Here is a 24,273-nt window from a genome sequence, read left to right as displayed (position 1 = left end):
CCAACGCGGTGCGTTGGCTACCAGCGTACTTGAACCTGTGCCGGAGATACGGGAGTAGGATATGGCCCTGTGCGGGTGTGCGCGGCATGGATGCCGCGCCCAAGCCCCCATGGATGGGTTTACGGCGTCCCGCACGGGGACATGCCTGACCCCGTGTCCGCACGGAGCCAGAGACCAACGCGGTGCGTTGGCTACCAGTGCGCGCAAGCTGTGCCGAGGATACGGGGTCAGGATATGGCGCTGTGCGGGTGTGCGCGGCAGGGATGCCGCGCCCAAGCCCCCATGGATGGGTTTACGGCGTCCCGCACGGGGACATTCCTGATCCCGTGTCCGCACGTAGCCACGGACCAACGCGGTGCGTTGGCTACCAGCGTACTTGAACCTGTGCCGGAGATACGGGGGTAGGATATGGCGCCGGGCGGGTGTGCGCGGCATGGATGCCGCGCCCAAGCCCCCATGGATGGGTTTACGGCGTCCCGCACGGGGACATATCCTGCCCCCGTGTCTTCGCCGGCTCAACAGTCAACGCAGTGCGTTGGCTACCGCATGACGGTGAGCATTTGTATCGGGTCTTCGAGGAATTGCTGCCAGCGCTTGTTGAAGTTCGCGATAGTAGCACCGTCAATGATTCGATGATCACCCGACCAACTTGCTGTCATCATGTCGCGAGCAACCACTGCGCCATTGGCATCGAAGCGAGGCAAGCTTTGAACTTTACCTAAGGCAACTATCGCCGCTTCCGGTTTATTGATGATTGGCGTTGTTACCGTTCCGCCAACCACACCAATATTGGAAATGGTAATAGTGCCGCCCTTCATATCCGCTTGCGCCACCTTGCCTTCACGAGCCGACGCTGTCAGACGATTTACTTCCTCAGCGACTTCAAGCAACGACTTTTGATTCACTTGCTTAATATTGGGCACCATCAAACCTACTTTCGTGGCCACTGCCATACCAATATTATGGTCATCAAAGTAAGTAATCTCTGTTGCTTCGTCATTAAGCTGGGCATTCATAATCGGGAATTCGCTCAGGGCCAAAGACATCGCCTTGATAAAGAATGGCATCAAGGTAAGACGAATCCCCTGCTCTGCATATTGCGCCTTTAAACGGGCATGCATCGCACGTAATTCCGTGAGATCGAATTCTTCAGCATAAGTAAAGTGCGGAATTGTGCGTACAGATTCCGCCATTTGTTTCGCCATTGCCGCCCGAACCCCACGCATGGGCTCCGTGCGAGTACCTCCGGCTACCGGAGCTTTTGCTGCCGCAGACGGCTGAGAAGCCGTTTCAGAGGTCTTAGCGCTCGCTGTCGCTTGGCTTAAGTCGTCTTTAAGAATACGACCCTTCTTGCCGCTACCTTGCACTTGCGTGAGATCAATGCCTTGTTCACGGGCACGACGACGAACCGCCGGACTGGCTAATGCCTTACCCGGTGCTGCCGGCTGCGGTGCTTCAAACTCACCGCCCGCATCGCGCACGTTTGCGTTTGCCGCTGACTTAGGTGCGCTTGCTTCAGGCGCATCACTCGATGTCGCCGCATCAGCAGAAGCCGCTTCGGCTCCCGCTTCTGCGAGTGCAAATAATGGCTCGCCCACTTTCGCAATATCGCCCTTCGCGTAATACAGTTTTGCTACAGTACCATCAGATTTCGCCGGAATCTCAACAACGGCTTTGTCCGTCATCACTTCCACAACCACCTGATCTTCAATAACCTCGTCGCCTTCGTTTACACGCCAATCAACAATTTCGCACTCCACAATACCCTCACCAATATCAGGCAGGATAAAGTCACTTAGTGCGCCGTTAGAACTGGCCGTGCTCGGCTTAGATTCAGACTGTTTTACTTGTTTCTTCTCTTCCGCAGATGAGTCCGCAGGTGCTTTTGGTTGCGGCTTACTTTCCGCAGTATCACCCGCGTCGGCACCGTCAGCATCAATTGCAAATAAAGGCTCGCCAACTTTTGCGATATCCCCTTTCGCGTAATAAAGCTTCGTCACCACACCATCAAACTTGGCTGGAATTTCCACCACCGCTTTATCGGTCATGACTTCCACGACCACTTGATCTTCTTGCACTGAATCGCCTTCTTGGACCTGCCATTCGACGATTTCACACTCTACGATACCTTCACCGATATCTGGCAAAATGAAATCCGTGCTCATGTCTGCTCCTATTAGTAATTCAGTGACCGTTTAATAGCTTCATACGTTTTCAGGTGATCAGAGAAGTACTCTTTCTCATGCGCCAATGGATATGGCGTATCTAAGCCTGATGCTCGCATAACCGGGGATTCTAAGTATAAGAAACATTTTTCCTGAATGGTGGCGGCAACTTCACTACCGAACGCCATCGTATGCGGCGCTTCTTGACTCACCACTGCACGCCCGGTTTTCATCACCGACTTCGCCACCGTATCCACGTCCCACGGCAAAATGCTGCGCAAATCAACAATTTCAACACTCACGCCATCTTTTGCAGCCAGCTCCGCGGCACGCTCAATCACTTCAATCTGAGCACCCCAGCCAACAACAGTTACATCCGAACCTTCCTGAACCACTTCCGCTTTACCCAATGGAATCGTGTATTCATCTTCTGGAACTTCGCCCACAGCTGCCCGATAGAGACGCTTAGGCTCCATGAACAACACCGGGTTTGGATCAAAAATAGCACTGAGAAGCAGGCCTTTGGCTTGATACGGATTGCGAGGAATCACGATTTTCAAACCTGGCGTGTGCGCAAAATAGGCTTCCGGCGATTGTGAGTGATAATGACCGCCGTGAATACCACCGCCATAAGGGGTACGAATGGTTAATCCACCGACATTAAATTCATTGCCTGAACGATACCGGAACTTGGCAGTTTCATTCACGATTTGGTCGAACGCAGGGAAAATATAATCACCAAACTGGATTTCAGCGACTGGGAAACTTCCCTGTGCCGCCAACCCATTGGCAAATCCAATAATTCCCTGTTCAACCAACGGGGTGTTAAAACAACGACTGCGCCCGTATTTCTCTTGCAACCCGCTGGTTGCACGGAAAACACCGCCAAAATGGCCGACGTCTTCACCGAAAACGCTCACTTTATCGTTCTTCGCCATCGCCACATCAAGGGCACTATTAATGGCCTGGAGTAAATTCATCTTCGCCATTACTTCACGCCTCCTGAAGTTTTCGGATAGGCATCCGGGTATTTCTTAATATGCGTTTTAAGTTCTTCGAGCTGGTCATAAAGCGCTTGCGTGGGGGTGTCATATACATCCACGATAATTTCTTCAAGCGCTGGCACGGGTACAGTTTCTGCCTTCTTCAATGCCGCTAGCACCGTTTCTTTATGAGACTGTTGCTGCGCATCAGCCTCTTCTTCCGTAATCCAGCCTTTCTTCACCAACCAGTTACGGAAACGCACCATAGGTTCACGTATGCGACGGGCATCTTCTTCTTCCCGTGTCCGGTAACCGGTAGGGTCATCCGATGTAGAGTGACCGGCCATGCGATAGGACATCGCTTCAATGAGAACAGGCTCATTTTCTTCCACTGCCAAACGGCGCGCTTCTTGAGTTGCGGCGTACACAGCAAAAATATCGTTACCATCCACACGAATCGCTTTCATGCCATAACCCGTTGCACGCGGTGCAATTCCATCACCGGCAAATTGTTCATGGGCTGGCGTAGAAATGGCGTATCCATTATTGCGGCAGAAGAAAATCACCGGCACTTTGTATACCGCAGCCATATTCAGGCCCGCATGGAAGTCACCTTCTGACGCGGCACCTTCGCCGAAATAACATAGCGTGCAGGTTTTATCACCGCTTTGCTTTTGACCAAATGCATAACCCGTTGCTTGCGGGATCTGCGTGCCAAGTGGCGAAGATATCGTCATAAAGTTAAGCGCTGCACAGCCGTAATGCACAGGCATTTGGCGTCCTTTACCCAAATCTTTAGCGTTCGAGAACAATTGGTTCATAAACTGTTCAATGGTAAAACCACGGAACGCTAACGCCCCCTGTTCACGATACTGCCCCATGATCATGTCTTCAAATTCAAGGGCCGCGGCAGAGCCAATGGCTGCTGCTTCTTCACCTAAAGAAGACAAGTAAAAGCTAATCCGCCCTTGTCGTTGCGCGGCAATCATGCGCTCATCAAGAACGCGAATAAATTGCATCGTGCTAAACATTTTCAGAGCTAATTCTTTATCGATATCAGGCAGTTTCGCGCCTTTATGCACGCTGCCATCTTCTTTAAGTACCTGAAACATGGGGATATCCAGTGCATTTGCTGGAATCACCTCAAGCTTGGTAGTGACCGCAGTTTTCTGCGGGTCTTTTGCCATTTGCTTTGCCATAGCTTTCTCTCATGGGCTGACATGGTCAGCTCGGTTCTGGAAATAAACTTCTGACTCTTAAGTCGTTGACCGAAGGATAGTGTCACTTCAGGTTAACGCCCAAGAAAATTATTTGGGGCAACTTTACCTTTACGTAAACGGCGATGCAAACACCGAACGCAAGAATCCCCATGATGCAGCGGAATCTTGCGTACAAAAGATGATACACCCGCTCTACTCCACCATGCTTTTGCGCCAGTAGTGCAGCAAAAAAGGCCGCTTAGTTTCTCATAAAAGGCGTCTTTTCTCCTAAACCAGTGCCGCTGCTCAGACCAGACTGATACTGTCGAGTGGGATCGCATGCACCGTGAGAAGCGCTCGTTGCCCTAGTGCCACTTTTGCGTTGGGAAATATAATTGATTCGCCAGTTTGTTCTGCGTAGTAGTAAGTATCGCCATCCCTTGCTAATAAATCCCCCTTCTCAAACGGGGTAAAGTTAGCAACGTCATCGGGAAAGTGAAGCTCGAAATCTTCTTGGGTTCGATTAATCACCCGCAAAACTTGGTAAATACGATGGTCGTCCTCTGAAAAATCACCGTCTACCGTGCTGCCTTCACTAATCAGTCGTATTAATTGCGCTTTAGTTTTCGCAAAGCGGCTCATGTCATTCTGGCCAAATGGACGTACCTTACCTAACTCCACCGTAAAGCCATGGGCTTGAAATTGATTCACTGAAAAGTAAGAAAACGTTGTGGTAGGGCCATCGTTTAACAATACCGTGGGTACATCAAGCTGCTTGAGTAATTGCAGGTGTTTTTTGCTGTACGGACGGCCATCTTGATATGGATATACCGCGAACTTTTCATGACGAGAATCGCGAATTGCCGTATGCATATCATAATGAATGCGTTCGCGTTCCCCTGCTGGGGCTTCCGTAAAGAATCGCGTCACATAACCTTCAATCTGTTTAGCTCTCTTACGCTCAGGGTTGACTAAGCCCGGGCCTTTGCTATGCGCTCCCGAGAATAGCCGATTCATATTCTCTTCAATAAAACGCGTTCCCTTGTTCATCGCTGCCGGATTCGCAATCAAAAAAAGGACACGGCAGCTCGGTACGAGATCCCCCGTACGCAAACGCTCGATAAGCTCATCAACAATTTCAATTGGCGCCGTTTCATCGCCGTGCACGGCGCAACTCAGCACTAAATCCATCTGGGAGGGTTTGGCGGGCGTAAACACCATCACGCCACTATCCCATACCTCAACTGTTACACCATGGGCTAAAACCTGCTTCGCGTTGATATCAACGCCCCACTCGTGGGTTCGGGTAAAATCGAGAAAGTTACCGCCGGGGATTTCACGTAATACGTCTGACACAACCACTCCTTATAAATCTCCCTGCTGTTTCGGACCAGGCTCGTAACCATGGGTCGCCAGTAATGCTCTTAGCACCCGGGAATTGTATTCACGACGATAGAGCACCGCGACCACAATAATGCTTGAGGTGATTAATACCCAAGGCGAAACAAACCAGCACAAATAAGCCAATGCAAAGTAATAAGCGCGCAACCCATAGTTGTATTCATGACCGGCTTGGTCAAGTACCTTGGCTGCATTCAAAGAGAAAGCATCGCGTTGTGCTTTATCCACTGTAGGTCGTGAAATAGACGGCGCCATGCCCAATAAAATTGATACGAAACCAAACTGACGAACCGCCCACGTGAACTTAAAGAAAGCAAACACCATGATGCTGGCGATACCCGCGAGCTTCAATAACACTAACCCATGACTCTGCTCGTAAGCGAACGGCAACTGCTCCAACACCCTAACAAACGCATCGTTTGAGGCAATAACGGTAAGCACACCGGCCAGAACAAAAATAGTTGATGAGGCGAAAAAAGTAACGGTCCGTTCCACGTTACCGACCAAAGCGGCGTCGGCAATGTGATGTTCTTTATGCACCACTGCATCCATCCACTCCACGCGTAAGGTACATAAAATGCTGGATAGGGAATGTTGTGTCTTAGCCCGTCTCCGCGCAAATAGCGAATAGCCGATCCAACAAAACAAAAACCACAAAAAGGCAATTAAATCGAGTAATGGAATTGATAGCATGCAAAGGTATCCTTCGAATGGTTCAGCCGCCTGAATAAACCTGAGCCTTAGTGTAGCTTTTTTCCCATAAGAAAAAAGGGGCAATGCCCCTTTCTTCATCGAACTTTCATTTATTTAGCGCGCTTCTGTCACGCCACCATTCTGTTCTTGCATGGCTGCTAACTGCTCGTCGCTGAGAACTTCTGGGCGACCAAAACCAAAGTAACGTTTGATGTCGTTCTGCACCAAATACAAACATGGAATCAGCAACAAGGTGATTACGGTGGCAAACAAAATACCAAACGCGAGCGATATCGCCATGGGAATTACCATCTGAGCCTGTAAGCTGCGCTCAAGCACGATCGGGGTTAGACCAAGGAAGGTCGTCAGGGACGTCAGCACAATGGCCCTAAAACGCGCGCAACCGGCATTCACGACAGCATCACGTAAATCGGTAAACTGATTCTTGGTTTTATTGACGTAGTCCACCAAAATCAAGCTGTCGTTTACCACAACCCCCGCCAGCGCAATGATCCCGAACAGGCTTAACAAACTTAATGGCATACCCAGCACAAAGTGACCGAAAATGGCGCCGATGATGCCAAACGGAATCACCGACATAATCATCAATGGCTGCCCGTACGATTTAAGTGGAATGGCCATCAGGGCATAAATGCCTAGTAACGCAATCAAGGCGCCAAAGCCCAATGAACGTAGCGCTTGTTGCTGATCTAAGCTTGCCCCTTCCAATCCAAACCGAACATTTGGATACTGCTCGAGAATATTCGGCAAATAATTCTCACGAATATCCCGCACAATCGCACCTGGCTCTACCCGATCTTTGTCGACCCGCGCCCTCACCGTGACCGCGCGTACGCCATTGATACGGTTGATGGTTCCAAAGCCTTCGCCCATGCTCGCACTCGCCACCTCGCGGAATGGGATTTCTCGCCCATCAGCGGTACGCAGCATCATATTCTCTAGGTTGCCAATAGAGCGGCGCTCTGACAGGGGATAACGCACCATTACCCGCACTTCTTCGTCATTGCGAGGGAGACGCTGCGCTTCTGCACCGTAGAAAGCAAACCGCACCTGATTGGCCACATCTTGGAGGGTGAGCCCTAATGCATCCGCCTGAGGTAATAAACTAAGTTGCACTTCTTCGCGTGAAATGCCAAAGGTATCGGAGATATCAAAAACGCCACCGTACTCATTCAGCGCACTGCGTAAATCACGGGAGGCGCCAGCGAGTTCGCTTAGATTAGTTCCGCTGAGCAGAAATTCCACGTCATAGCCAGGCCCACCACCGATGCTGCCGGAGAAGTTGAGATCACGCGCACCCGCCAATTCCGGCACCCGCTCTCGCCATTGATTAATCACGGCGAAGCCATCAACCTCACGGCGTTCACCCTTTTCCATTTCCACCAAAATAGTGCCGGTTTCAGGGCTATTTAAGAAAACGTTCACGTGCCGCACCATGGGGCTGCCATAACGCGCCTCGTATTCATCATTCATTTCAAGCAACACCGACCGAATTGTACGCAAATTATCAATGGTACGATTCTCGTTGGTGCCAGGCTGCATTTCTAAGTTTGCCTGAACAAAATCACTTGGAATGTTCGGGAAGAAGACAAATCGAACATGGCCTCCAGCGAGCAAGCCGAACATCAAGATCATCAGCGCAATAAAGGCAGAAATTGTGGTGTAACGATGCTTAATACAAAGTTCCGCAAAGGGCTTATAACGGGTTTGTACGAATCGTTTCAGGCCGCTTGAGAAATTGTTGCGAAAACGCTGAAAGCCATTTTGTTTACTGTCTGGGGTTTTCGAGTATTTCATGCCATTGATATGAGCTGGCAGAATCCACTTCGACTCAATTAATGAGAAAATTAGACAGAAGATCACCACAAAAGCGATCGACTCCCAAATGGCAGACTGGGTGCCGCCCACAAACAGCATGGGTAAAAATGCCACTATAGTGGTAAGTACCCCGAAGGTTGCGGGAACCGCCACCCGTTTAGCCCCCCGAATCACGTTATCCTCGGATTTTCCGTACTCCTCTATCTCGGAATAGGCGCTTTCCCCGATGATAATGGCATCATCCACCACGATCCCAAGCACCAAGATGAATCCAAAGAGGGAGATCATGTTGATGGATACATCAAACATCGGCAGATTCATCATGGCCAGCGCGCCTAAGAAGCACACTGGCAGGCCAATCATGACCCAAAATGCTAACCGCAGCTGCAAAAACAACGTCAGGGCGATAAATACCAGTGCAATCCCGAAATACATGTTTTTCAACATGAGATCGAGACGTCCTTGCAAATAGTATGATGAGTCACCCCAGTGGGCCAAATGCACCCCTTGCGGCATTGTTTCCGTGCGTTGCTCCACGTATTCCTTCACTACGCGGGCAATGGCTAATTGGTCTTGATCACCCACCGAATCGACGCGTACAAAGGTGGCTCGACTACCATCAAACTCAGCAAATGACCGGCTCTCGACGAAACCATCGGACACCACGGCCACATCACCCAAACGCACCCGCGTGCCGTCGTCGCGACGAAGCAGGATAATGTCTTCAAAATCTCGACCGGTATACCCCTGCCCCTTGGCTCGCAGTAAAATATCGCCGTTTGGGGTACGAATGGTCCCACCGGGAATATCAATTGATGTACCACGCACCGCTTGCACAACATCTTGGAAGGTAAGACCAAACTGACGCAAGTTAAACTCAGAGATTTCAATGGCGATCTCGTCATTACGGGCTCCGACCACCGAAGCACGGGTAACGCCGGGCAAAGAGCGGATATCATCTCGAATCGACTTTGCCAAATTCTTCCGGGATCGCTCATCGATGTCGCCAAACACCGACACCCAAATCACTTGCTGCTGTGGCCGCATTCGATAAACCATGGGCGGTTCAATTTGTGCTGGAAAGCTGGCAATGCCATCCACACTCATGCGCACTTCATCCATCACTTCCTGCACACTGTATCCGCTTTCTACTTCAACAGTGACGGTGCCCATGCCTTCCCGCGCTGTACTGCGGATCGACTTAATGCCCTGTACTTCATCAATGGCATCTTCAACCCGAACAATTACCCCTTGCTCAACTTCCTGAGGCGCGGCTCCAGGATAGATCACTCGAACCGTAATGGTATTGAGGTCAATGGTTGGGAAAATTTGCTTGCGTATCGCAAATACGGAAATGATCCCAGCCACAATAATGAGAATCATCAGTAAGTTGGCAGCAACCCGATTCCGTGTAAACCACGCGATAATACCTGTTTCCCGAGTTTCCATTAGCGATCACCTTGGTCTAATGCTTGTTCTGCGGAGCCCTCGCGCTCCCGAGGCTCTATATCGGCGCTAATACGCACACGGTGACCGGGCAGCGGCGTATCCAATTGGGTTAACATGACGCGCTCTCCGTGCGTCAGTCCATCGCGCACATAGGCATAATCCCGATCAAGGCGAAATACATCCACGTCACGTAACTCTAAAATGCGTTCGTCGGTAATCACCCACACTTGATTATTCGAGTTAATCGCATAGCGCGGTAATCGAATGAGGTCACCCATCTCAATGCCTTCCACAAAGGCTCTTACATAGCGACCAAAGGTGAGTGGCACAGGGTGGATATCCCCTTTGCGGTTATAGGGATCGTCGATTTGAACCACGCCAAAAGTGACACGTGTGCCCATATCTACCATTCCTTCCGTTCTTACCAATGACCCCACCCATTCTTGAGTGCTGCCAGCAACTTCGGCTCGAACGCGCACGCGTGGGCCCGGAAAGCTCTCACTGGTCACCTCTGGAATATCTAAAATCGATAAATCAAAATCTGTGAAAGGGAGGCGGATCTCGGCAATATCGGTACCGAACAAGGTGCCAATATTGGCGTTGACCGAGAGGAACTGACCAAGATTGACATTGCGGCTCTGCAATACACCTGCAAATGGCGCACGCACGCGCGTTCGCTCAAGATTTCGCTCTGCTTGTGCCACCCGAGCCTGAGCACTCTGTAAATTGGCAAGTTCACTGGCTAACTGAGGACGACGCAAGCCCAGTTCTGGAATCTCTCCCGCTTGAATAGAACGCCACTCGCTTTCTGCTACTTGTCCCCGGGCCCGCTCTTCGGCCACTGATGCCTGTGCTCGCGCGAGGTTTGCACGTGCTTCTTGTAAGGCGGTTTCAAAATCAAACTCTTCGATTCGCAGCATCACTTCGCCTTCGTCGAAGTAACCACCAGCGACCAGTTTCGGAGACAGCCAAGCCACCCGCCCACTCACCTCGGTTGTGATCTGAGTGGCAAAGCGCGGGCTCACATTGCCTTGGCTAGGCACCTCAAAACGCACCGTTTCCCGCTCCACTACTTGATAGTCCACGAGCGCGGGTAAACGCTCGCTCGGGGTCCTATCGGGACCAGAGCGCGTCATAACAAACACAATCAGGATGAGGATGGCGGCAACAATGATCAGTACCGGAAGCAGACGAGAAACAGTCTTTGAAGCCATAGCGGCGCATTTCCTTATAGGGGCAGTAACGTTATTAGTATAAAAAATCTAGGATGGCATTATCGCTAAATTTAAGGTTTGCGTCAGCGCAAAAAATGAGGATATTTTGTGCAGTTGCTAATTAAAGTGTAACTAGCTATTTCATAAACCATGTAACTTATTGATTATTATCTTCTATTTTAACTTTCAACCATTTCCTCTGGCGCGCTACAACAGCACTTCCCCAAGCCACGCGAACTTGCTTTCCGCCTTGACTTCGCTGCAGTTGCCTTTGTAACTCTAGCAACACCGCTTGGGAAGGCATGGAAATGCCTTCATGAGCAAGCCAAGCGCGCAGTAATCCACGCTGTAAACGATCATCCAAATTCCACCAGTCAGGTTGCAAACGAAAGCCTTCTGGCTCAAGCCGAGATCGCAATTGCTCCTGCAACAGCAGCTCAAGTAATGCCGATTGCTCTGCACATAAACTCGCTGAGCGGGCAACGGTATGTTGAACTGCCGGCCACCGACGCTCTAATGTCGGCAAAATCTCGTGCCGAATAAAATTACGATCAATATCCGTATCTGTGTTGGTATCGTCTTCAATCCATTTGAGATGTCGGGCTTGGGCGTAGGCATAGATTTGCGCTTTTGTGACCGTGAGTAGCGGCCGTACCAAGCGACGTTGGTTTTTTTCTGACAAATGCTGGCTATATACAGACTTCATGGGTGCAACCGCGGCCATAGCGGCAAGCCCTTTCGGACCCGCGCCTCGCTTCACCTGCAGAAAAAACGTCTCCACCTGATCGGTGCGATGTTGCCCGAGTAAGATAACCGCGTTGCTATCGCTAAGCTCCGCTAAGCGCCGATAGCGGGCGTTGCGCCCTTGCTCCTCTTTGCTTAAACGAGAGCCACTGGGCACCGCTAAGGGCTCAACAATGGCATCGATGGCCACGTCCGCACAGTATTGGCGCAAAAACTCCGCCCACTTTGGCGAATCGGGATGAAAAAAGTGATCAAGATGTATTGCAAGATAACGAAATTCAGGATGGGCCTGACGATAACGCAGAGTCAAATCAAGCACACTCTGGGAGTCCGCGCCGCCGCCTAAAGCGACGATGATTTGCTGACCCGCCTGCAAAGCAAGCGAGTCGAGCATCTCAACATAAAGGGGATAAAGATCATCGGGGAAGCTAGGTTCCCCTTGCACAGTGTCGTGGTTAACAGTAGCCAAAAGACATGAGTTTCCGATAGCGCTTTTCGAGCAGCTCGTCTTTTGATAGGCCCGACAACGATTCCAGATCATCAATTAAGCGACGCTTTAAACGTGCTGCGGTTTCTTGATAATCCCGATGGGCACCACCTAGCGGCTCCGCCACGATTTCATCAATAAGGCCCAACTCCAACGAACGCTGAGCGGTTACACCCATCGCTTCTGCTGCAAGCTCTGCTTTACTGGCGCTTTTCCATAAAATTGATGCACAACCTTCCGGCGAAATGACCGAGTAAGTGCTGTACTGCAGCATGTTAACGCGATCACCCACACCAATCGCTAGTGCTCCACCAGAGCCACCCTCGCCAATCACGGTACATACCGTTGGTACTTTTAAGCGTGACATCACCTTAAGGTTACGAGCAATAGCTTCACTTTGCCCACGCTCTTCGGCACCGATCCCAGGATAAGCTCCCGGGGTATCGATAAAGGTCAGTACCGGCATATTAAAGCGCTCGGCCATTTCCATAAGGCGCATCGCTTTGCGGTACCCTTCCGGCTTTGGCATACCAAAGTTGCGACGTACTTTTTCTTTGGTTTCACGCCCTTTTTGCTGGCCAATAACCATCACCGGAGTCCCATTTAAACGGGCTATGCCACCAACAATAGCTTTATCATCAGCAAAGGCCCGATCGCCTGCCAACTCATCAAATTCGGTAAAGATAAGATCGATGTAATCGAGCGTATAAGGCCGCAATGGATGCCGCGCCAGCTGCGCCACCTGCCACGCACCTAGATCTGAGAAAATCTTTTCGGTTAATTCCAACTTCTTCTTCTGAAGCTGCTTCACTTCCGATTCGAGATCGATATCAAGACCGCCTTTTGCACCCACGGCCCGTAGCTCATCAATTTGCGCTTGTAGCTCTGCAATTGGTTGTTCGAACTCTAAAAAATTCAAATTCATCAGTGCTTCCAAATTTTATTCAAAGTTCAGTCGGACGTTTTCCTCACCCAACTGAGTACGTAATTGATAAATTAGGTCATCGCCAGGTTCAACGTACCATTCGGCACCTGTCTCTAGCGTTGCGCTCGCTCCTTCGATCGCACAAAAAAATCTGACCGGGCATGTTCCACGGGGAGCATCCCGAAGTTTCTCAATCAGCGCCGTTGTTGTAGGCGTTTTCGACCCACGAAAATCCAAAGACACGTCCAACGACCGAACATATTGTGCACGTGCTTGTTCCAACGTCATAATTTCACTGACCGTCATTGTATTGCCCCCGCTGAAAGAATCAAAGCGGACCTCTCCTTTTAACCAAAGGATTTGGTCCTTTTCTAGCAAGGGCACATAACGCTCATATTCCTGATTAAATAAGCGTACATCAATTCGGGCACTTTTGTCGTCTAAGGTAACAATAGCCCAACGTTGGCCTTTTTTGTTCATCATGCTACGTACATCGAGCACTAAACCCGCAACCGACATGGTTTCCGCTTTACGCCGATCGGCAATGTCACATAGCCGACCACTGGTGTAATTCGACAGTTCTTTACGGTAGCGGTTCAATGGATGGCCCGTCAGGTAAAGTCCTAGGGTTTCACGTTCCCCCTCTAACCATACCCCTTCCGGCCAAGGCGCAACCTGTTCAAACTCATGCTCTAAATTATCAGATGATGATGCTAACACACCAAACAAATCATTTTGCCCCATCGCTTCGGCGTGAGCATGTTGTTCGGCTTGGCGCATGGCTTTTTCTAATGTGGCGAGTAGCGCCGCACGATGCGGACCTAGCGAGTCCATCGCGCCGGCCTTGATCAACTTTTCCATCACCCGTCGGTTCAGTTTCTTCAGATCAACCCGACAGCAGAAATCAAACAGATCGGAAAAGGGGCCGTCTTGCTCACGCGCCGCAATAATGGATTCGATTGGTCCTTCACCGACGCCTTTGATGGCACCAATGCCGTACACCACCCGTTGTTCATCATCGACTGTAAACTTATAGCGACCCACATTCACATCAGGGGGTAATATTTTTAACCCCATCCGTTCGCATTCGTCTACCAAGGTTACGATCTTATCGGTGTTATCCATATCCGCCGACATCACCGCTGCCATAAACTCCGCAGGATAATGCACCTTCATCCACAGGGTTTGATAACTCACCAAGGCGTAGGCGGCGGAATGCGATTTATTGAAGCCGTAGCCGGCGAATTTCTCCACCAAGTCGAAGATTTTCATCGCCAATTCAGGATCAATGTTGTTCTTCGCCGCACCTTCACGGAAAATTTCCCGCTGTTTCACCATTTCTTCCGGCTTTTTCTTACCCATCGCACGCCGTAGCAAATCTGCGCCGCCGAGCGTATAACCGGCCATCACCTGAGCAATCTGCATGACCTGCTCTTGATACAAAATAACCCCATATGTGGGTTCAAGTATCGGCCGCAAGCATTCATGCTGCCAGGTGGAGTCCGGGTAGGAGATTTCTTCTCGTCCGTGCTTCCGGTCAATGAAGTTATCCACCATGCCCGACTGCAAAGGCCCCGGACGGAACAAGGCCACCAGTGCGATAATGTCTTCAAAGCTATCGGGCAATAGGCGTTTAATCAGCTCTTTCATACCCCGTGATTCAAGTTGAAATACGGCGGTGGTATCGGCTTTTTTCAGAAGGTCAAAGCAACGTTTGTCGGTTAATGGAATTGATTCAATATAGATCGGGTCTTGATTCACCTCGCGACGACGCGCGTTCACCATATCCAATGCCCATTGAATAATCGTTAACGTGCGTAATCCCAAGAAGTCGAATTTCACCAAACCGGCGGTTTCAACATCGTTTTTATCAAATTGAGTGACGGGGAAGCGTCCTTCCGAATCACAATACAGGGGAGTGAAATCAGTAATTTTAGTCGGGGCAATCACCACCCCACCCGCGTGCTTACCCGCGTTACGTGTCACCCCTTCAAGGCGACGGGCCATATCAATCACTTCCCGCACTTCGTCATCGTCGTCATACAGCTCTTGCAGACGTGGCTCTTCTTCAAACGCTACTTTTAACGTCATGCCGGGTGTGGGTGGAATTAGTTTAGAGATACGGTCCACAAAACCATAGGGATGCCCTAGCACACGCCCTACATCCCGCACGACCGCTTTTGCCGCCATGGTGCCAAAGGTAATAATTTGCGATACCGCTTCGCGACCATAAAGTTCGGCTACGTGATCAATCACCTCATCGCGCCGATCCATACAAAAGTCCACGTCGAAATCCGGCATGGATACCCGTTCTGGGTTTAAAAATCGTTCAAAAAGGAGATCAAACTCTAGGGGATCGAGATCCGTAATTTTTAGCGCATAAGCCACCAATGAGCCCGCACCCGAACCACGGCCCGGACCAACCGGAATGCCGTTGTCTTTACTCCATTGGATAAATTCCATAACGATCAAGAAGTAACCGGGGAATCCCATCTCATTGATCACTTCAAGTTCGATTTTTAAGCGCTCGTCATATTCACCACGGCGCTGAGCTCTCACCTCAGGATCTGGGAATAAAAACTGAAGCCGCGCTTCCAGTCCTTCTTCGGATTTCTTAATTAAATAGTCTTGTTCGCTTAAACCACCCGTGGGGAAGCTCGGCAAGAAGTACTCATTGAGTCGCACCGACACATTACAACGGCGCGCTATTTCGACGGTATTGGCGAGGGCTTCTGGAATATCTGCAAACAACGTCTGCATTTCTTCTTCGGTGCGCAGATACTGTTGGTCACTATACTTCTGCGGTCGACGGGAGTCCGCGAGGGTGTAACCATCATGAATCGCCACGCGAATTTCATGGGCTTCAAAATCTTCTGGCTTGCTAAACACCACTTCGTTCGTCGCCACCACCGGTAGCTCGTATTCTTGCGCCAGTTTCACCGCACCATGCAAATAGCGCTCTTCATCTGGACGCCCGGTGCGCACCAATTCCAAATAAAAACGGTCATGAAAGTGGGCTTGGTAAAATGCGAGCGACTGTTCAAGGGGTTTTTGTTGATTGCGTAACAAGGCGCGACCAATATCCCCGTCTTTGCCACCAGATAATAGAATCAAGCCTTCACCGTGTTCGGCAAGCCATGCTTGGTCAATACAGGGCTTATCAAACTTATGGCCTCGTAAATAGGCCTCGGAAATCAAAATGGTCAGATTTTTATAACCGCTGTCGTTCATCGCCAGCGCAGTGAGGCGGAAAGGTTCGTCAGCGAAATCCTCGCTCAGTACATTCAGATCACAACCAATAATGGGCTTGAGGCCCAGGCCACGCGCAGTTTGGTAATAACGGACCAATCCGCACATATTCATTTCATCGGTGAGCGCCATCGCTGGCATATCCAAATCGGCGACATGCTGACACAATGGTTTCACCTTTTGCAGGCCATCAACCATTGAAAAATCGCTGTGCATACGCAGGTGGACAAAGGCCGCTGCCGTCATAAACTTCGCTCATTCATTTTGATTTTTATTGAGCCGATTATTGTGCCCCTTCCAGCGTCATGCTGCAACAGATGGAATGGATTCGTTCAGCTTGAAAATGCAGTTAATGCGTAAAGATCGCGGTCAATAGAATGTCGCGGAAGAAATTGAGAAAAATCAGAAAACCAGAACCGAACCCACGGGCTTTTGAATCAAGCTAGGTCAAGGGTACCGAAACAGTGAGGGATATATATAGCGTAAAGAAATGGCGGAGCGGACGGGACTCGAACCCGCGACCCCCGGCGTGACAGGCCGGTATTCTAACCAACTGAACTACCGCTCCATTGTTAATTTCGCTGCAGCGGGTAGTTCGACACGTGCGGCGATGTGATATCAAGTCAGCGATTTTGCATGGCTGCAAAATGGCGGAGCGGACGGGACTCGAACCCGCGACCCCCGGCGTGACAGGCCGGTATTCTAACCAACTGAACTACCGCTCCTGACCTGAAATCTGGCTGAGGTGGTTGTTTGCAAAGTGGCGGAGCGGACGGGACTCGAACCCGCGACCCCCGGCGTGACAGGCCGGTATTCTAACCAACTGAACTACCGCTCCACTGGGTTTTGCAATCAACGTGATGTGATACCGTTTAGGCATCCCCTCAACGCGGCGAGGATAATACGAGCCAGACCGCGTAGAGTCAACCCCTTTTTTTACACTTTCGCGACTGATTGCTCAGGAAAAAAGCAATCGTGCAATTAAACAACTTAAATTGCTGCAATTAGCAGCAATTTCGGCCCTAGCCGTTGCCCATTACTGGCTAGGCTCTACCCATTTACGCACGCCGCTCTCTTCTTCAATTTGGGCCAAGTACGCCGCATGGGCTTCTTGCTCCGCGGCACTCGCATGCACCACGCGCAGGGGCTGTCTATCTTCCGCTAAACGCTTAATGCCTTTCTCATGGTCACTTCCCTTCTGAGTTTGCGTGGGCACAAAAAGCTTGCGCTGACCGCCGGTCATCATCAAATAGACGTCGGCGAGAATCTCCGCATCGAGCAATGCGCCGTGCAAGGTACGATGACCATTGTCGACATCGAAACGCTTACATAGGGCATCAAGACTGTTGCGTTGCCCTGGGAATTTTTCGCGAGCATAAGGCAAGGTATCGAACACAGTAGCCACATCTTCGATGCGCCCTTTATGCGATCCAATCAAGGCCAGTTCGCTATTCAAGAAGCCAACATCAAACGGGGCGTTGTGAATAACCAACTCCGCACCCCGAATATACTCAAGGAAATCATCTACTACCTGCGCAAACACCGGCTTATCCTGAAGGAATTCATTGGTAATTCCGTGTACCCTAATGGCTTCTTCTTCCACTAAGCGCTCAGGGTTAAGATACACATGGAAATGATTCCCGGTTAGCTTGCGGCCAATCATCTCAACACAGCCTATTTCAATGATACGGTGACCTTTCGCCGGATCGATGCCGGTGGTCTCTGTATCAAGGATAATCTGACGCTTGGTTTTCGGGTCTTGGTTGTTGTCTATCTGAGTGTGATCCATTTTTTTACGCTGCTCGGTTTGTGCCGCCCACATTGGGCACGTATACTCGCGAAGAATTCACTTATCTTAAAGCATTCACGATACAGAGCAAATGACGAAGAAAAAAGAAGTGATCATTTACACAGATGGTTCCTGTCTCGGAAATCCTGGACCGGGTGGCTATGGTATTGTGATGCGTTATGGTGGTCATCGTAAAGAACTAGCCAAAGGCTATGCCCTCACCACAAACAATCGGATGGAGTTGCTGGCCGCCGCGGTTGCATTAGAAACCCTGACCCGACCTTGCAATGTTGATCTTTATACCGACAGTGAATACGTTCGCCAAGGCATCTTAAGTTGGCTTGCAGGTTGGAAACAAAAAGGCTGGCGTACCAGCCAGAAAAAACCGGTGAAGAACGTGGATTTATGGCAACGTTTAGATGCCGCACAAGCCCGTCATAAGATCACCTGGCATTGGGTAAAAGGACATTCTGGCGATATTGAAAACGAACGCTGTGATGTACTCGCCCGCGACGCTGCAACGCACCAAGCCAGCCATGAAGATACCGGCTATTTAGCCCAAGTAAGCTAAGAGGCGTCGCTCATTCCCCATCACCATTAATCCGAAGAGCGCGTGGAAACCCCGGATGCACCGAGGGCAATGCGTTGTTTTTGACGATTATTTGCGCCCATGCGAACGGGCGTAATTGGCCACTCTCTCTTGCGCGCAATCATGTAATACCCGGCTTGCAATGAAGGCCATTGGCGCATCAGCCAACGCCACCCTTTTTCCGGATCTTTAACTGTTGAGGTGGGAACGCCCGCGGCAAAGTAGCCTTGGTGGATAACCTCATAGTGCATTAAATTCAGCCAGTCGCTAACCCGCGCCTGACTAAACATCCGCGTATTTAACAGTGGCGATTTCCGCCAGGCCGGCCACATCCTCGCAACTGTTGTTGGGCTCCATGGGTTCGTGAGCGCCAGCAAAAGATGGCCGTCGGCGCGCAAAACCCGATCCACTTCACGTAAAATACTATGAGGATCTGATGCATATTCGAGCACATGGGTCAGTAACACCGCGTCGACTGTATTTTCACTAAAGGGCAATGCATTGTATTCCGCATGCACATGCGCTTTTGAGCCGGGCCCGACGCAATATTGCTCGCGGATACGACACCGATTCGGTAAACCATGACTGAGCGGGCCTAACGACAACAGATAGTGTCCAAATAGCGTTTCCCAATGGGGTTCTAGCGCGACCGCCAGCGCATCGCGCCACCAGCCACCGTGGGGTATCTGTTGCCAATGTTGAGGCGCTTTAGGCGCGTTATCGATACGCGCCGGTTTCAACCACATAGAAAATCCCACTATACTGTTGGTGAATTCTAGCTTTAGAAAAGGAATGTCAGGTATGCGAATCCATCCCGTTCCCGCCTTTACAGACAATTATATATGGGTCATCGACCAGCACCAGTCCAAGCAAGATGCGCGGGCATGCGTGATTGTCGATCCGGGCGACGCAACGCCAGTATTTGCCTATCTTGAGCAAGAAAACCTGGTGCCCGAAGCGATTCTGTTAACCCATCATCATTGGGACCATACTGGCGGTGTTGTGGAATTATTGCAACGCTATCCTTGCCCCGTCTATGGGCCTCATAGCGATAACATCGATAGCGTCACGCACCCTTTACGCGAAGGTGACGATATTCAGCTGCTTGATGGCGCCCTGCAATTACGCGTGCTTGAGTGTCCTGGTCATACCCTCGACCATATTGCATTCTATAACGATACCCAGTTATTTTGTGGTGATACATTATTTGCCGCTGGCTGTGGACGCATGTTCGAAGGCAAACCGGATCAGTTTTATCAATCTTTGCAAAAACTGGCCGCACTTCCGGCAAAAATAAAGGTATATTGTGCACACGAATATACAGCTGCTAATTTGCGCTTTGCAGCAGCGGTTGAACCGAATAATCAAGCGATTTCTGAGCGACAACAGCAGGTTGCGCGGTTACGTTCAGAAAACAAGGTAACCTTGCCATCAACATTGGCAGACGAACTGGCAACGAACCCATTTTTACGGGTAGAAAAATCTTTCGTACGTAACGCAGCGGAATCAAAAGAAAAACAGTCGTTAAGTGGCCCCGCAGAGGTATTTGCAAGCATTCGGCGCTGGAAAGATTCGTTTTAAGTGATTAAAATATGCACAATCCAAAAGCTCACACACCTGGCTTGATAACCATGTGCGATGGCTTAACACGTGCGCTACAAACATATAAGTGTTACGAAGCAACGTCTGAGATAACACATTGTGAGTACAGTGAGCCCAACTCACTGCTGTTCATATTTAACGATTATTAAGTTTTAGGGGATATCATGAAGCGAGCCATTCTCGCCGCGTCTGTTGTACTTGGTTTATCTGGGTGTCAGTTAACAAGCACCGCCGATCACGAAGCCGAGCAAGATGTTGCACCTACCACCGAGTATCCATTGCAAGAAGGATTACAGCGCTACGCGTTAGTCCATCCAGTGCAGGCCGACGTTGCTCAGCAAGAAAAAGAGCTACCGCCGCAGTTGCAAGCGGATATCTGGGATCGTGTACGTATGCAAATGGCGATTGAAGTGCCAGATAATAGTTTGGTGCAGAGTCACCGGGACTGGTATTTACGCCATCCAGGCTATATTGATCGGGTCGCTCAACGGGCTGCGCCATTTTTACATCTCATCGTTGAAGAAATTGAGAAGCGTAATCTTCCGCTCGAGCTGGTGTTGGTTCCTGTTGTGGAAAGTGCCTATGACACCTTTGCATACTCCCATGGCCGTGCCAGTGGCATTTGGCAGTTTATTCCGAGTACAGCGCGCCATTACGGCTTAGATATCAACTGGTGGTATGACGGTCGCCGCGATGTGATGGCCGCCACCACGACTGCGTTAGATTACTTTGACCGCTTAGGACAAACCTTTAACGGCGATTGGTTGCTTGCTTTAGCGGCATATAACGGCGGTCAAGGTCGTGTTTTAGGGGCTATGCGGCGCAATGAGCAAGCCGGCAAAGGCACCGATTTCTGGTCACTAGATAATCTGCCGCGGGAAACACGCAACTACGTGCCGAAGATTCTTGCACTGGCAGAGTTGCTTAAAGAAAGTGATACGTGGGCTGTCACTTGGCCTTATATTCCAAACCAACCTGTCACCGAAATAGTCGATGTCGGCCAACAGATTGATCTTGCATTAGCCGCTGAAATGGCAGGCATGAGTTTAGAGGAATTGCACCGCTACAACTCTGGTTATAATCGTTGGGCAACAGCCCCAGATGGGCCACATACCCTGCTGTTACCGTCAGAGCGCGCACGCGATTTTCGCACTGCTATGGCAAACTCAGATCCCAAAGATTGGCTCGCTTGGCAGCGTCATCAAGTACGTTCTGGCGAGAGCTTGATCACCATTGCCCGTCGTTACAATACGACGCCGACCGCCATTCAGCAGTTTAATAATCTGAGCGGCACAATGATTCGCCGTGGCGATTATTTGCTCATTCCGGTCGCCAGTCAGGATTTAGAGCGCTACACCTTAAGCGCTGAACAGCGCCTAGCGTCTGCACAAGGCCGTACAAGCTCTGGCACACGTGTTGAACACCGTGTTGCCCGTGGCGATACCTTGTGGGATTTATCACGCAAATATGGCGTCACCGTGGCTAATTTAGCACGATGGAACAATATGGCGCCGGGCGATATGCTGCGTCCTGGTCAAACTCTCGTGGTTTGGCAGACCCAAGCTACCGCCAGCACGGGCACTACAGCGTCAACAAGCACGCCGGTAGTACGCACTATTCAGTACCAAGTGCGCTCGGGTGATTCGTTAGCCCGTATCGCCTCGCGTTTCCGTGTCTCTATTGCCGATATCGAGCAGTGGAACTCGATTAGTCGTGACCGCTTTTTACAGCCGGGGCAACGCCTGACGCTGCATGTCGATGTCACTCGCGTAAACATTTAAACGCGACGCGTACAGCATACAAAAAAGGGGCTCACTGATTAGTGAGCCCCTTTTAGTATCCGTCATCATGGCATTAGTGCTCACCAAGCAGATCGACCAACTCAGTCTCCGTGAGTACCGGTACGCCTAGGCTTTCTGCTTTCGCCAGCTTCGAGCCCGCAGCGTCACCGGCAATTACCGCCGTTGTTTTCTTCGACACGCTGCCAGACACTTTGGCGCCAAGCGCCTGAAGAGCGGCCTTCGCCTCATCGCGAGTCATTTCCGTTAAGCTGCCGGTAAGTACATAGGTATGCCCCTGCAACGGCAGTTCTTCGGCAGCCTTTACTTCGATATCCGGCCATGACACCGGATTGTCACCGCTCGTTAACGCATCAATCACTTCTCGGTTGTGTGGCTCTCGGAAGAAATTATAAATATGTTCAGCAACAACCACGCCCACATCAGGCACCTCCTTGAGGGCGTCTTCATCGGCTTCCATAATTGCATCTAAGGAGCCAAAGTGAAGTGCCAAAGATTGTGCCGTCGCCTCGCCTACCTCACGAATGCCTAAACTATAAAGAAACCGCGGTAAGGTGGTGCGGCGCGCCTTTTCCAAGGCATCAACTAAGTTGAGGGCGGATTTTGATCCCATACGTGGCAGTGACGCAAACTCGCGCGCACTGAGCTGGAACAGATCAGCGGGATGCTTCACCCATTCACGTTCAACCAATAATTCGACAAGCTTATCCCCAAGCCCATCGATGTCCATGGCTTTGCGCGAGGCAAAGTGTTTGATCGCTTCTTTGCGTTGGGCCGCACAAAATAGGCCTCCGGTGCACCGTGCAACAGCTTCGCCTTCAACCCGTTCCACCGCAGATCCACATACCGGGCAGTGTTCTGGGAAAATAACTGGTTGCGTGTGTTCTGGACGTTCATCCATCAGCACTCCAACAACCTGTGGAATAACATCGCCCGCGCGGCGAACAATCACCCGATCGCCAATACGCACGCCTAGCCGCGCAATTTCATCCGCATTATGCAAGGTAGCGTTCGACACCACCACACCCGCCACTTCCACCGGTTCAAGGCGGGCTACTGGCGTGATGGCACCAGTGCGGCCCACCTGAAAATCCACATCTTTCAACCACGTCAGTTGCTCTTGTGCCGGAAATTTAAACGCAATCGCCCAACGTGGCGCGCGTGATACAAAACCAAGCTGTTCTTGCAAATCTACTGCATCTAACTTAAATACAACCCCATCAATTTCATAGGGGAGTGAATCGCGTTTTTCACCAATGCGTTGGTAGTAATCAAAGCAATCCTCGCTGTGCCCCAGTTGCGCGATTTCAGGACACACAGGGAGTCCCCATTCGCGTAATTGCAATAGACGCTGGTAATGGCTGTCATCATCTAATTGACGCGCTGGCTGCACGGTGCCCATGGCATAGGCGTAAAACTGCAATGGCCGCTTGGCGGTTACACGGGAGTCGAGTTGACGTAGGCTTCCGGCCGCAGCATTACGCGGGTTCGCAAACACTTTTTCACCCGCTGCCAATGCCTGTTCATTCATGCGTTCAAAACCCGCTCGGCTCATAAAGACTTCACCACGTACTTCCACCCGATCAGGGAAGTCGCCCCGCAGCTGTAGAGGAATCGCACGAATGGTTTTTACATTGGCAGTGATATCTTCACCGCGATAACCATCACCACGGGTTGCTCCACGCACTAATTTGCCATGTTCGTACAGCAAACTCACTGCCAGACCATCGAGTTTAGGTTCTGCACACCAACGCAACGCCGCTGCAGACATGCCAGCACGCTCGCTGACGCGACGAATAAAGGCATTCATCTCATCTTCTGCAAATGCATTATCCAGAGACAACATAGGCACTTCGTGTTCCACTTCCGCAAATGCACCACTTGGCGGCGCTCCCACTCGTTGCGTTGGCGAGGTGTCTGAAGCTAATTCTGGATGTTCTGCCTCAATTGCCTGCACCTCGCGAAATATACGATCGTACTCGGCATCAGGCACAGACGGTTGTGCCAACACATAATATTCATAATTGTATTGGTCTAATTGGGCCCGCAACGCCTCAAGTTTGGCGCCGGTTTCATCGTGGTTCGTCTCTGTCATGCAATGCTTCACTCGTGCTTTTGGTCATCTTTAGAATAAAAGAAAGCGGCC

16 protein-coding genes and 3 tRNA genes are annotated in these 24,273 nt (G+C 50.6%); 3 read left to right on the top strand and 16 right to left on the bottom strand.

Features of this window, described 5'->3' with window-relative positions:
* Positions 1-539 precede the first annotated feature (539 nt).
* The 14 genes from HXZ99_RS00955 to dnaQ all read right to left on the bottom strand — a co-directional run bounded on the left by HXZ99_RS00955 (position 540) and on the right by dnaQ (position 18,137).
* On the bottom strand, positions 540-2,165 hold the full coding sequence (locus tag HXZ99_RS00955) for a dihydrolipoyllysine-residue acetyltransferase (RefSeq protein ID WP_194755401.1): 1,626 nt from the start codon (positions 2,163-2,165) through the stop codon (positions 540-542).
* Between the two features lie 11 nt (positions 2,166-2,176).
* A complete protein-coding gene (locus HXZ99_RS00950) occupies positions 2,177-3,154 on the bottom strand; it encodes an alpha-ketoacid dehydrogenase subunit beta (RefSeq protein WP_194755400.1) in 978 nt (325 codons plus the stop codon).
* Complete coding sequence (locus HXZ99_RS00945; RefSeq protein ID WP_407928484.1) at positions 3,154-4,347, bottom strand: thiamine pyrophosphate-dependent dehydrogenase E1 component subunit alpha; 1,194 nt, start codon at positions 4,345-4,347, stop codon at positions 3,154-3,156. The genes HXZ99_RS00950 and HXZ99_RS00945 overlap by 1 nt, the downstream gene beginning before the upstream one ends.
* Positions 4,348-4,653: 306 nt before the next feature.
* Complete coding sequence (gene astE / locus HXZ99_RS00940) at positions 4,654-5,703, bottom strand: succinylglutamate desuccinylase (RefSeq protein ID WP_331458457.1); 1,050 nt, start codon at positions 5,701-5,703, stop codon at positions 4,654-4,656.
* 9 nt (positions 5,704-5,712) lie between these two features.
* On the bottom strand, positions 5,713-6,441 hold the full coding sequence (locus tag HXZ99_RS00935; protein ID WP_194755399.1) for a DUF599 domain-containing protein: 729 nt from the start codon (positions 6,439-6,441) through the stop codon (positions 5,713-5,715).
* A gap of 114 nt (positions 6,442-6,555) precedes the next feature.
* Entirely contained in the window at positions 6,556-9,729 is a 3,174-nt protein-coding gene (locus HXZ99_RS00930) for an efflux RND transporter permease subunit (protein WP_194755398.1), read from the bottom strand.
* A complete protein-coding gene (locus tag HXZ99_RS00925; protein WP_194755397.1) occupies positions 9,729-10,943 on the bottom strand; it encodes an efflux RND transporter periplasmic adaptor subunit in 1,215 nt (404 codons plus the stop codon). Before HXZ99_RS00925 ends, HXZ99_RS00930 begins: the two co-directional genes overlap by 1 nt.
* Before the next feature lie 157 nt (positions 10,944-11,100).
* Positions 11,101-12,156, bottom strand: a complete 1,056-nt coding sequence (gene tilS, locus HXZ99_RS00920) for a tRNA lysidine(34) synthetase TilS (protein WP_194755396.1) — start codon at positions 12,154-12,156, stop codon at positions 11,101-11,103.
* The gene (gene accA, locus HXZ99_RS00915) at positions 12,143-13,099 is read right to left on the bottom strand and encodes an acetyl-CoA carboxylase carboxyl transferase subunit alpha (protein WP_194755395.1); all 957 of its coding nucleotides are present in this window, start codon (positions 13,097-13,099) and stop codon (positions 12,143-12,145) included. Before accA ends, tilS begins: the two co-directional genes overlap by 14 nt.
* Before the next feature lie 15 nt (positions 13,100-13,114).
* Complete coding sequence (dnaE, locus tag HXZ99_RS00910; protein ID WP_194755394.1) at positions 13,115-16,594, bottom strand: DNA polymerase III subunit alpha; 3,480 nt, start codon at positions 16,592-16,594, stop codon at positions 13,115-13,117.
* A gap of 245 nt (positions 16,595-16,839) precedes the next feature.
* A tRNA-Asp gene (locus tag HXZ99_RS00905) sits at positions 16,840-16,916 on the bottom strand.
* Between the two features lie 80 nt (positions 16,917-16,996).
* Positions 16,997-17,073 (bottom strand) — tRNA-Asp (locus tag HXZ99_RS00900).
* A 36-nt stretch (positions 17,074-17,109) separates the two neighbouring features.
* Positions 17,110-17,186, bottom strand: a tRNA-Asp gene (locus HXZ99_RS00895).
* Positions 17,187-17,384: 198 nt separating this feature from the next.
* Positions 17,385-18,137, bottom strand: a complete 753-nt coding sequence (gene dnaQ, locus HXZ99_RS00890; RefSeq protein WP_194755393.1) for a DNA polymerase III subunit epsilon — start codon at positions 18,135-18,137, stop codon at positions 17,385-17,387.
* A 91-nt stretch (positions 18,138-18,228) separates the two neighbouring features.
* Between dnaQ and rnhA the strand changes: the two genes are divergently transcribed.
* Positions 18,229-18,708, top strand: a complete 480-nt coding sequence (rnhA, locus tag HXZ99_RS00885; RefSeq protein ID WP_194755392.1) for a ribonuclease HI — start codon at positions 18,229-18,231, stop codon at positions 18,706-18,708.
* Positions 18,709-18,734: 26 nt separating this feature from the next.
* Here the strand turns inward: rnhA and HXZ99_RS00880 are convergent, their stop codons facing one another.
* Positions 18,735-19,472 (bottom strand): class I SAM-dependent methyltransferase, encoded by a 738-nt coding sequence (locus HXZ99_RS00880; protein WP_194755391.1) that lies wholly within the window; start codon positions 19,470-19,472, stop codon positions 18,735-18,737.
* 55 nt (positions 19,473-19,527) lie between these two features.
* On the opposite strand from HXZ99_RS00880, the gene gloB reads away from it, so the two are divergent.
* A complete protein-coding gene (gene gloB / locus HXZ99_RS00875; RefSeq protein ID WP_194755390.1) occupies positions 19,528-20,307 on the top strand; it encodes a hydroxyacylglutathione hydrolase in 780 nt (259 codons plus the stop codon).
* 185 nt (positions 20,308-20,492) lie between these two features.
* Positions 20,493-22,109: a lytic transglycosylase gene (locus HXZ99_RS00870; protein WP_194755389.1), complete on the top strand. Its 1,617-nt coding sequence runs from the start codon at positions 20,493-20,495 to the stop codon at positions 22,107-22,109.
* Positions 22,110-22,182: 73 nt separating this feature from the next.
* Here the strand turns inward: HXZ99_RS00870 and ligA are convergent, their stop codons facing one another.
* A complete protein-coding gene (gene ligA / locus HXZ99_RS00865) occupies positions 22,183-24,222 on the bottom strand; it encodes an NAD-dependent DNA ligase LigA (RefSeq protein ID WP_194755388.1) in 2,040 nt (679 codons plus the stop codon).
* Positions 24,223-24,273: the final 51 nt, after the last annotated feature.

This window comes from Aliidiomarina indica (assembly GCF_015354615.1).
In the GTDB taxonomy this organism is placed as follows: Bacteria; Pseudomonadota; Gammaproteobacteria; order Enterobacterales; family Alteromonadaceae; genus Aliidiomarina; species Aliidiomarina indica.
This window is presented reverse-complemented; position numbering and strand designations above follow the sequence as displayed.

What these genes read in the sequence shown, in the direction of transcription:
- accA (WP_194755395.1), bottom strand. Translation starts at nt 13,099, where the DNA reads ATGAATTTGAATTTTTTAGAGTTCGAACAACCAATTGCAGAGCTACAA.
- HXZ99_RS00935 (WP_194755399.1), bottom strand. Translation starts at nt 6,441, where the DNA reads ATGCTATCAATTCCATTACTCGATTTAATTGCCTTTTTGTGGTTTTTG.
- rnhA (WP_194755392.1), top strand. Translation starts at nt 18,229, where the DNA reads ATGACGAAGAAAAAAGAAGTGATCATTTACACAGATGGTTCCTGTCTC.
- HXZ99_RS00955 (WP_194755401.1), bottom strand. Translation starts at nt 2,165, where the DNA reads ATGAGCACGGATTTCATTTTGCCAGATATCGGTGAAGGTATCGTAGAG.
- HXZ99_RS00925 (WP_194755397.1), bottom strand. Translation starts at nt 10,943, where the DNA reads ATGGCTTCAAAGACTGTTTCTCGTCTGCTTCCGGTACTGATCATTGTT.
- gloB (WP_194755390.1), top strand. Translation starts at nt 19,528, where the DNA reads ATGCGAATCCATCCCGTTCCCGCCTTTACAGACAATTATATATGGGTC.
- HXZ99_RS00950 (WP_194755400.1), bottom strand. Translation starts at nt 3,154, where the DNA reads ATGGCGAAGATGAATTTACTCCAGGCCATTAATAGTGCCCTTGATGTG.
- HXZ99_RS00945 (WP_407928484.1), bottom strand. Translation starts at nt 4,347, where the DNA reads ATGGCAAAGCAAATGGCAAAAGACCCGCAGAAAACTGCGGTCACTACC.
- HXZ99_RS00880 (WP_194755391.1), bottom strand. Translation starts at nt 19,472, where the DNA reads ATGTGGTTGAAACCGGCGCGTATCGATAACGCGCCTAAAGCGCCTCAA.
- ligA (WP_194755388.1), bottom strand. Translation starts at nt 24,222, where the DNA reads ATGACAGAGACGAACCACGATGAAACCGGCGCCAAACTTGAGGCGTTG.
- HXZ99_RS00930 (WP_194755398.1), bottom strand. Translation starts at nt 9,729, where the DNA reads ATGGAAACTCGGGAAACAGGTATTATCGCGTGGTTTACACGGAATCGG.
- HXZ99_RS00870 (WP_194755389.1), top strand. Translation starts at nt 20,493, where the DNA reads ATGAAGCGAGCCATTCTCGCCGCGTCTGTTGTACTTGGTTTATCTGGG.
- dnaQ (WP_194755393.1), bottom strand. Translation starts at nt 18,137, where the DNA reads ATGGATCACACTCAGATAGACAACAACCAAGACCCGAAAACCAAGCGT.
- dnaE (WP_194755394.1), bottom strand. Translation starts at nt 16,594, where the DNA reads ATGACGGCAGCGGCCTTTGTCCACCTGCGTATGCACAGCGATTTTTCA.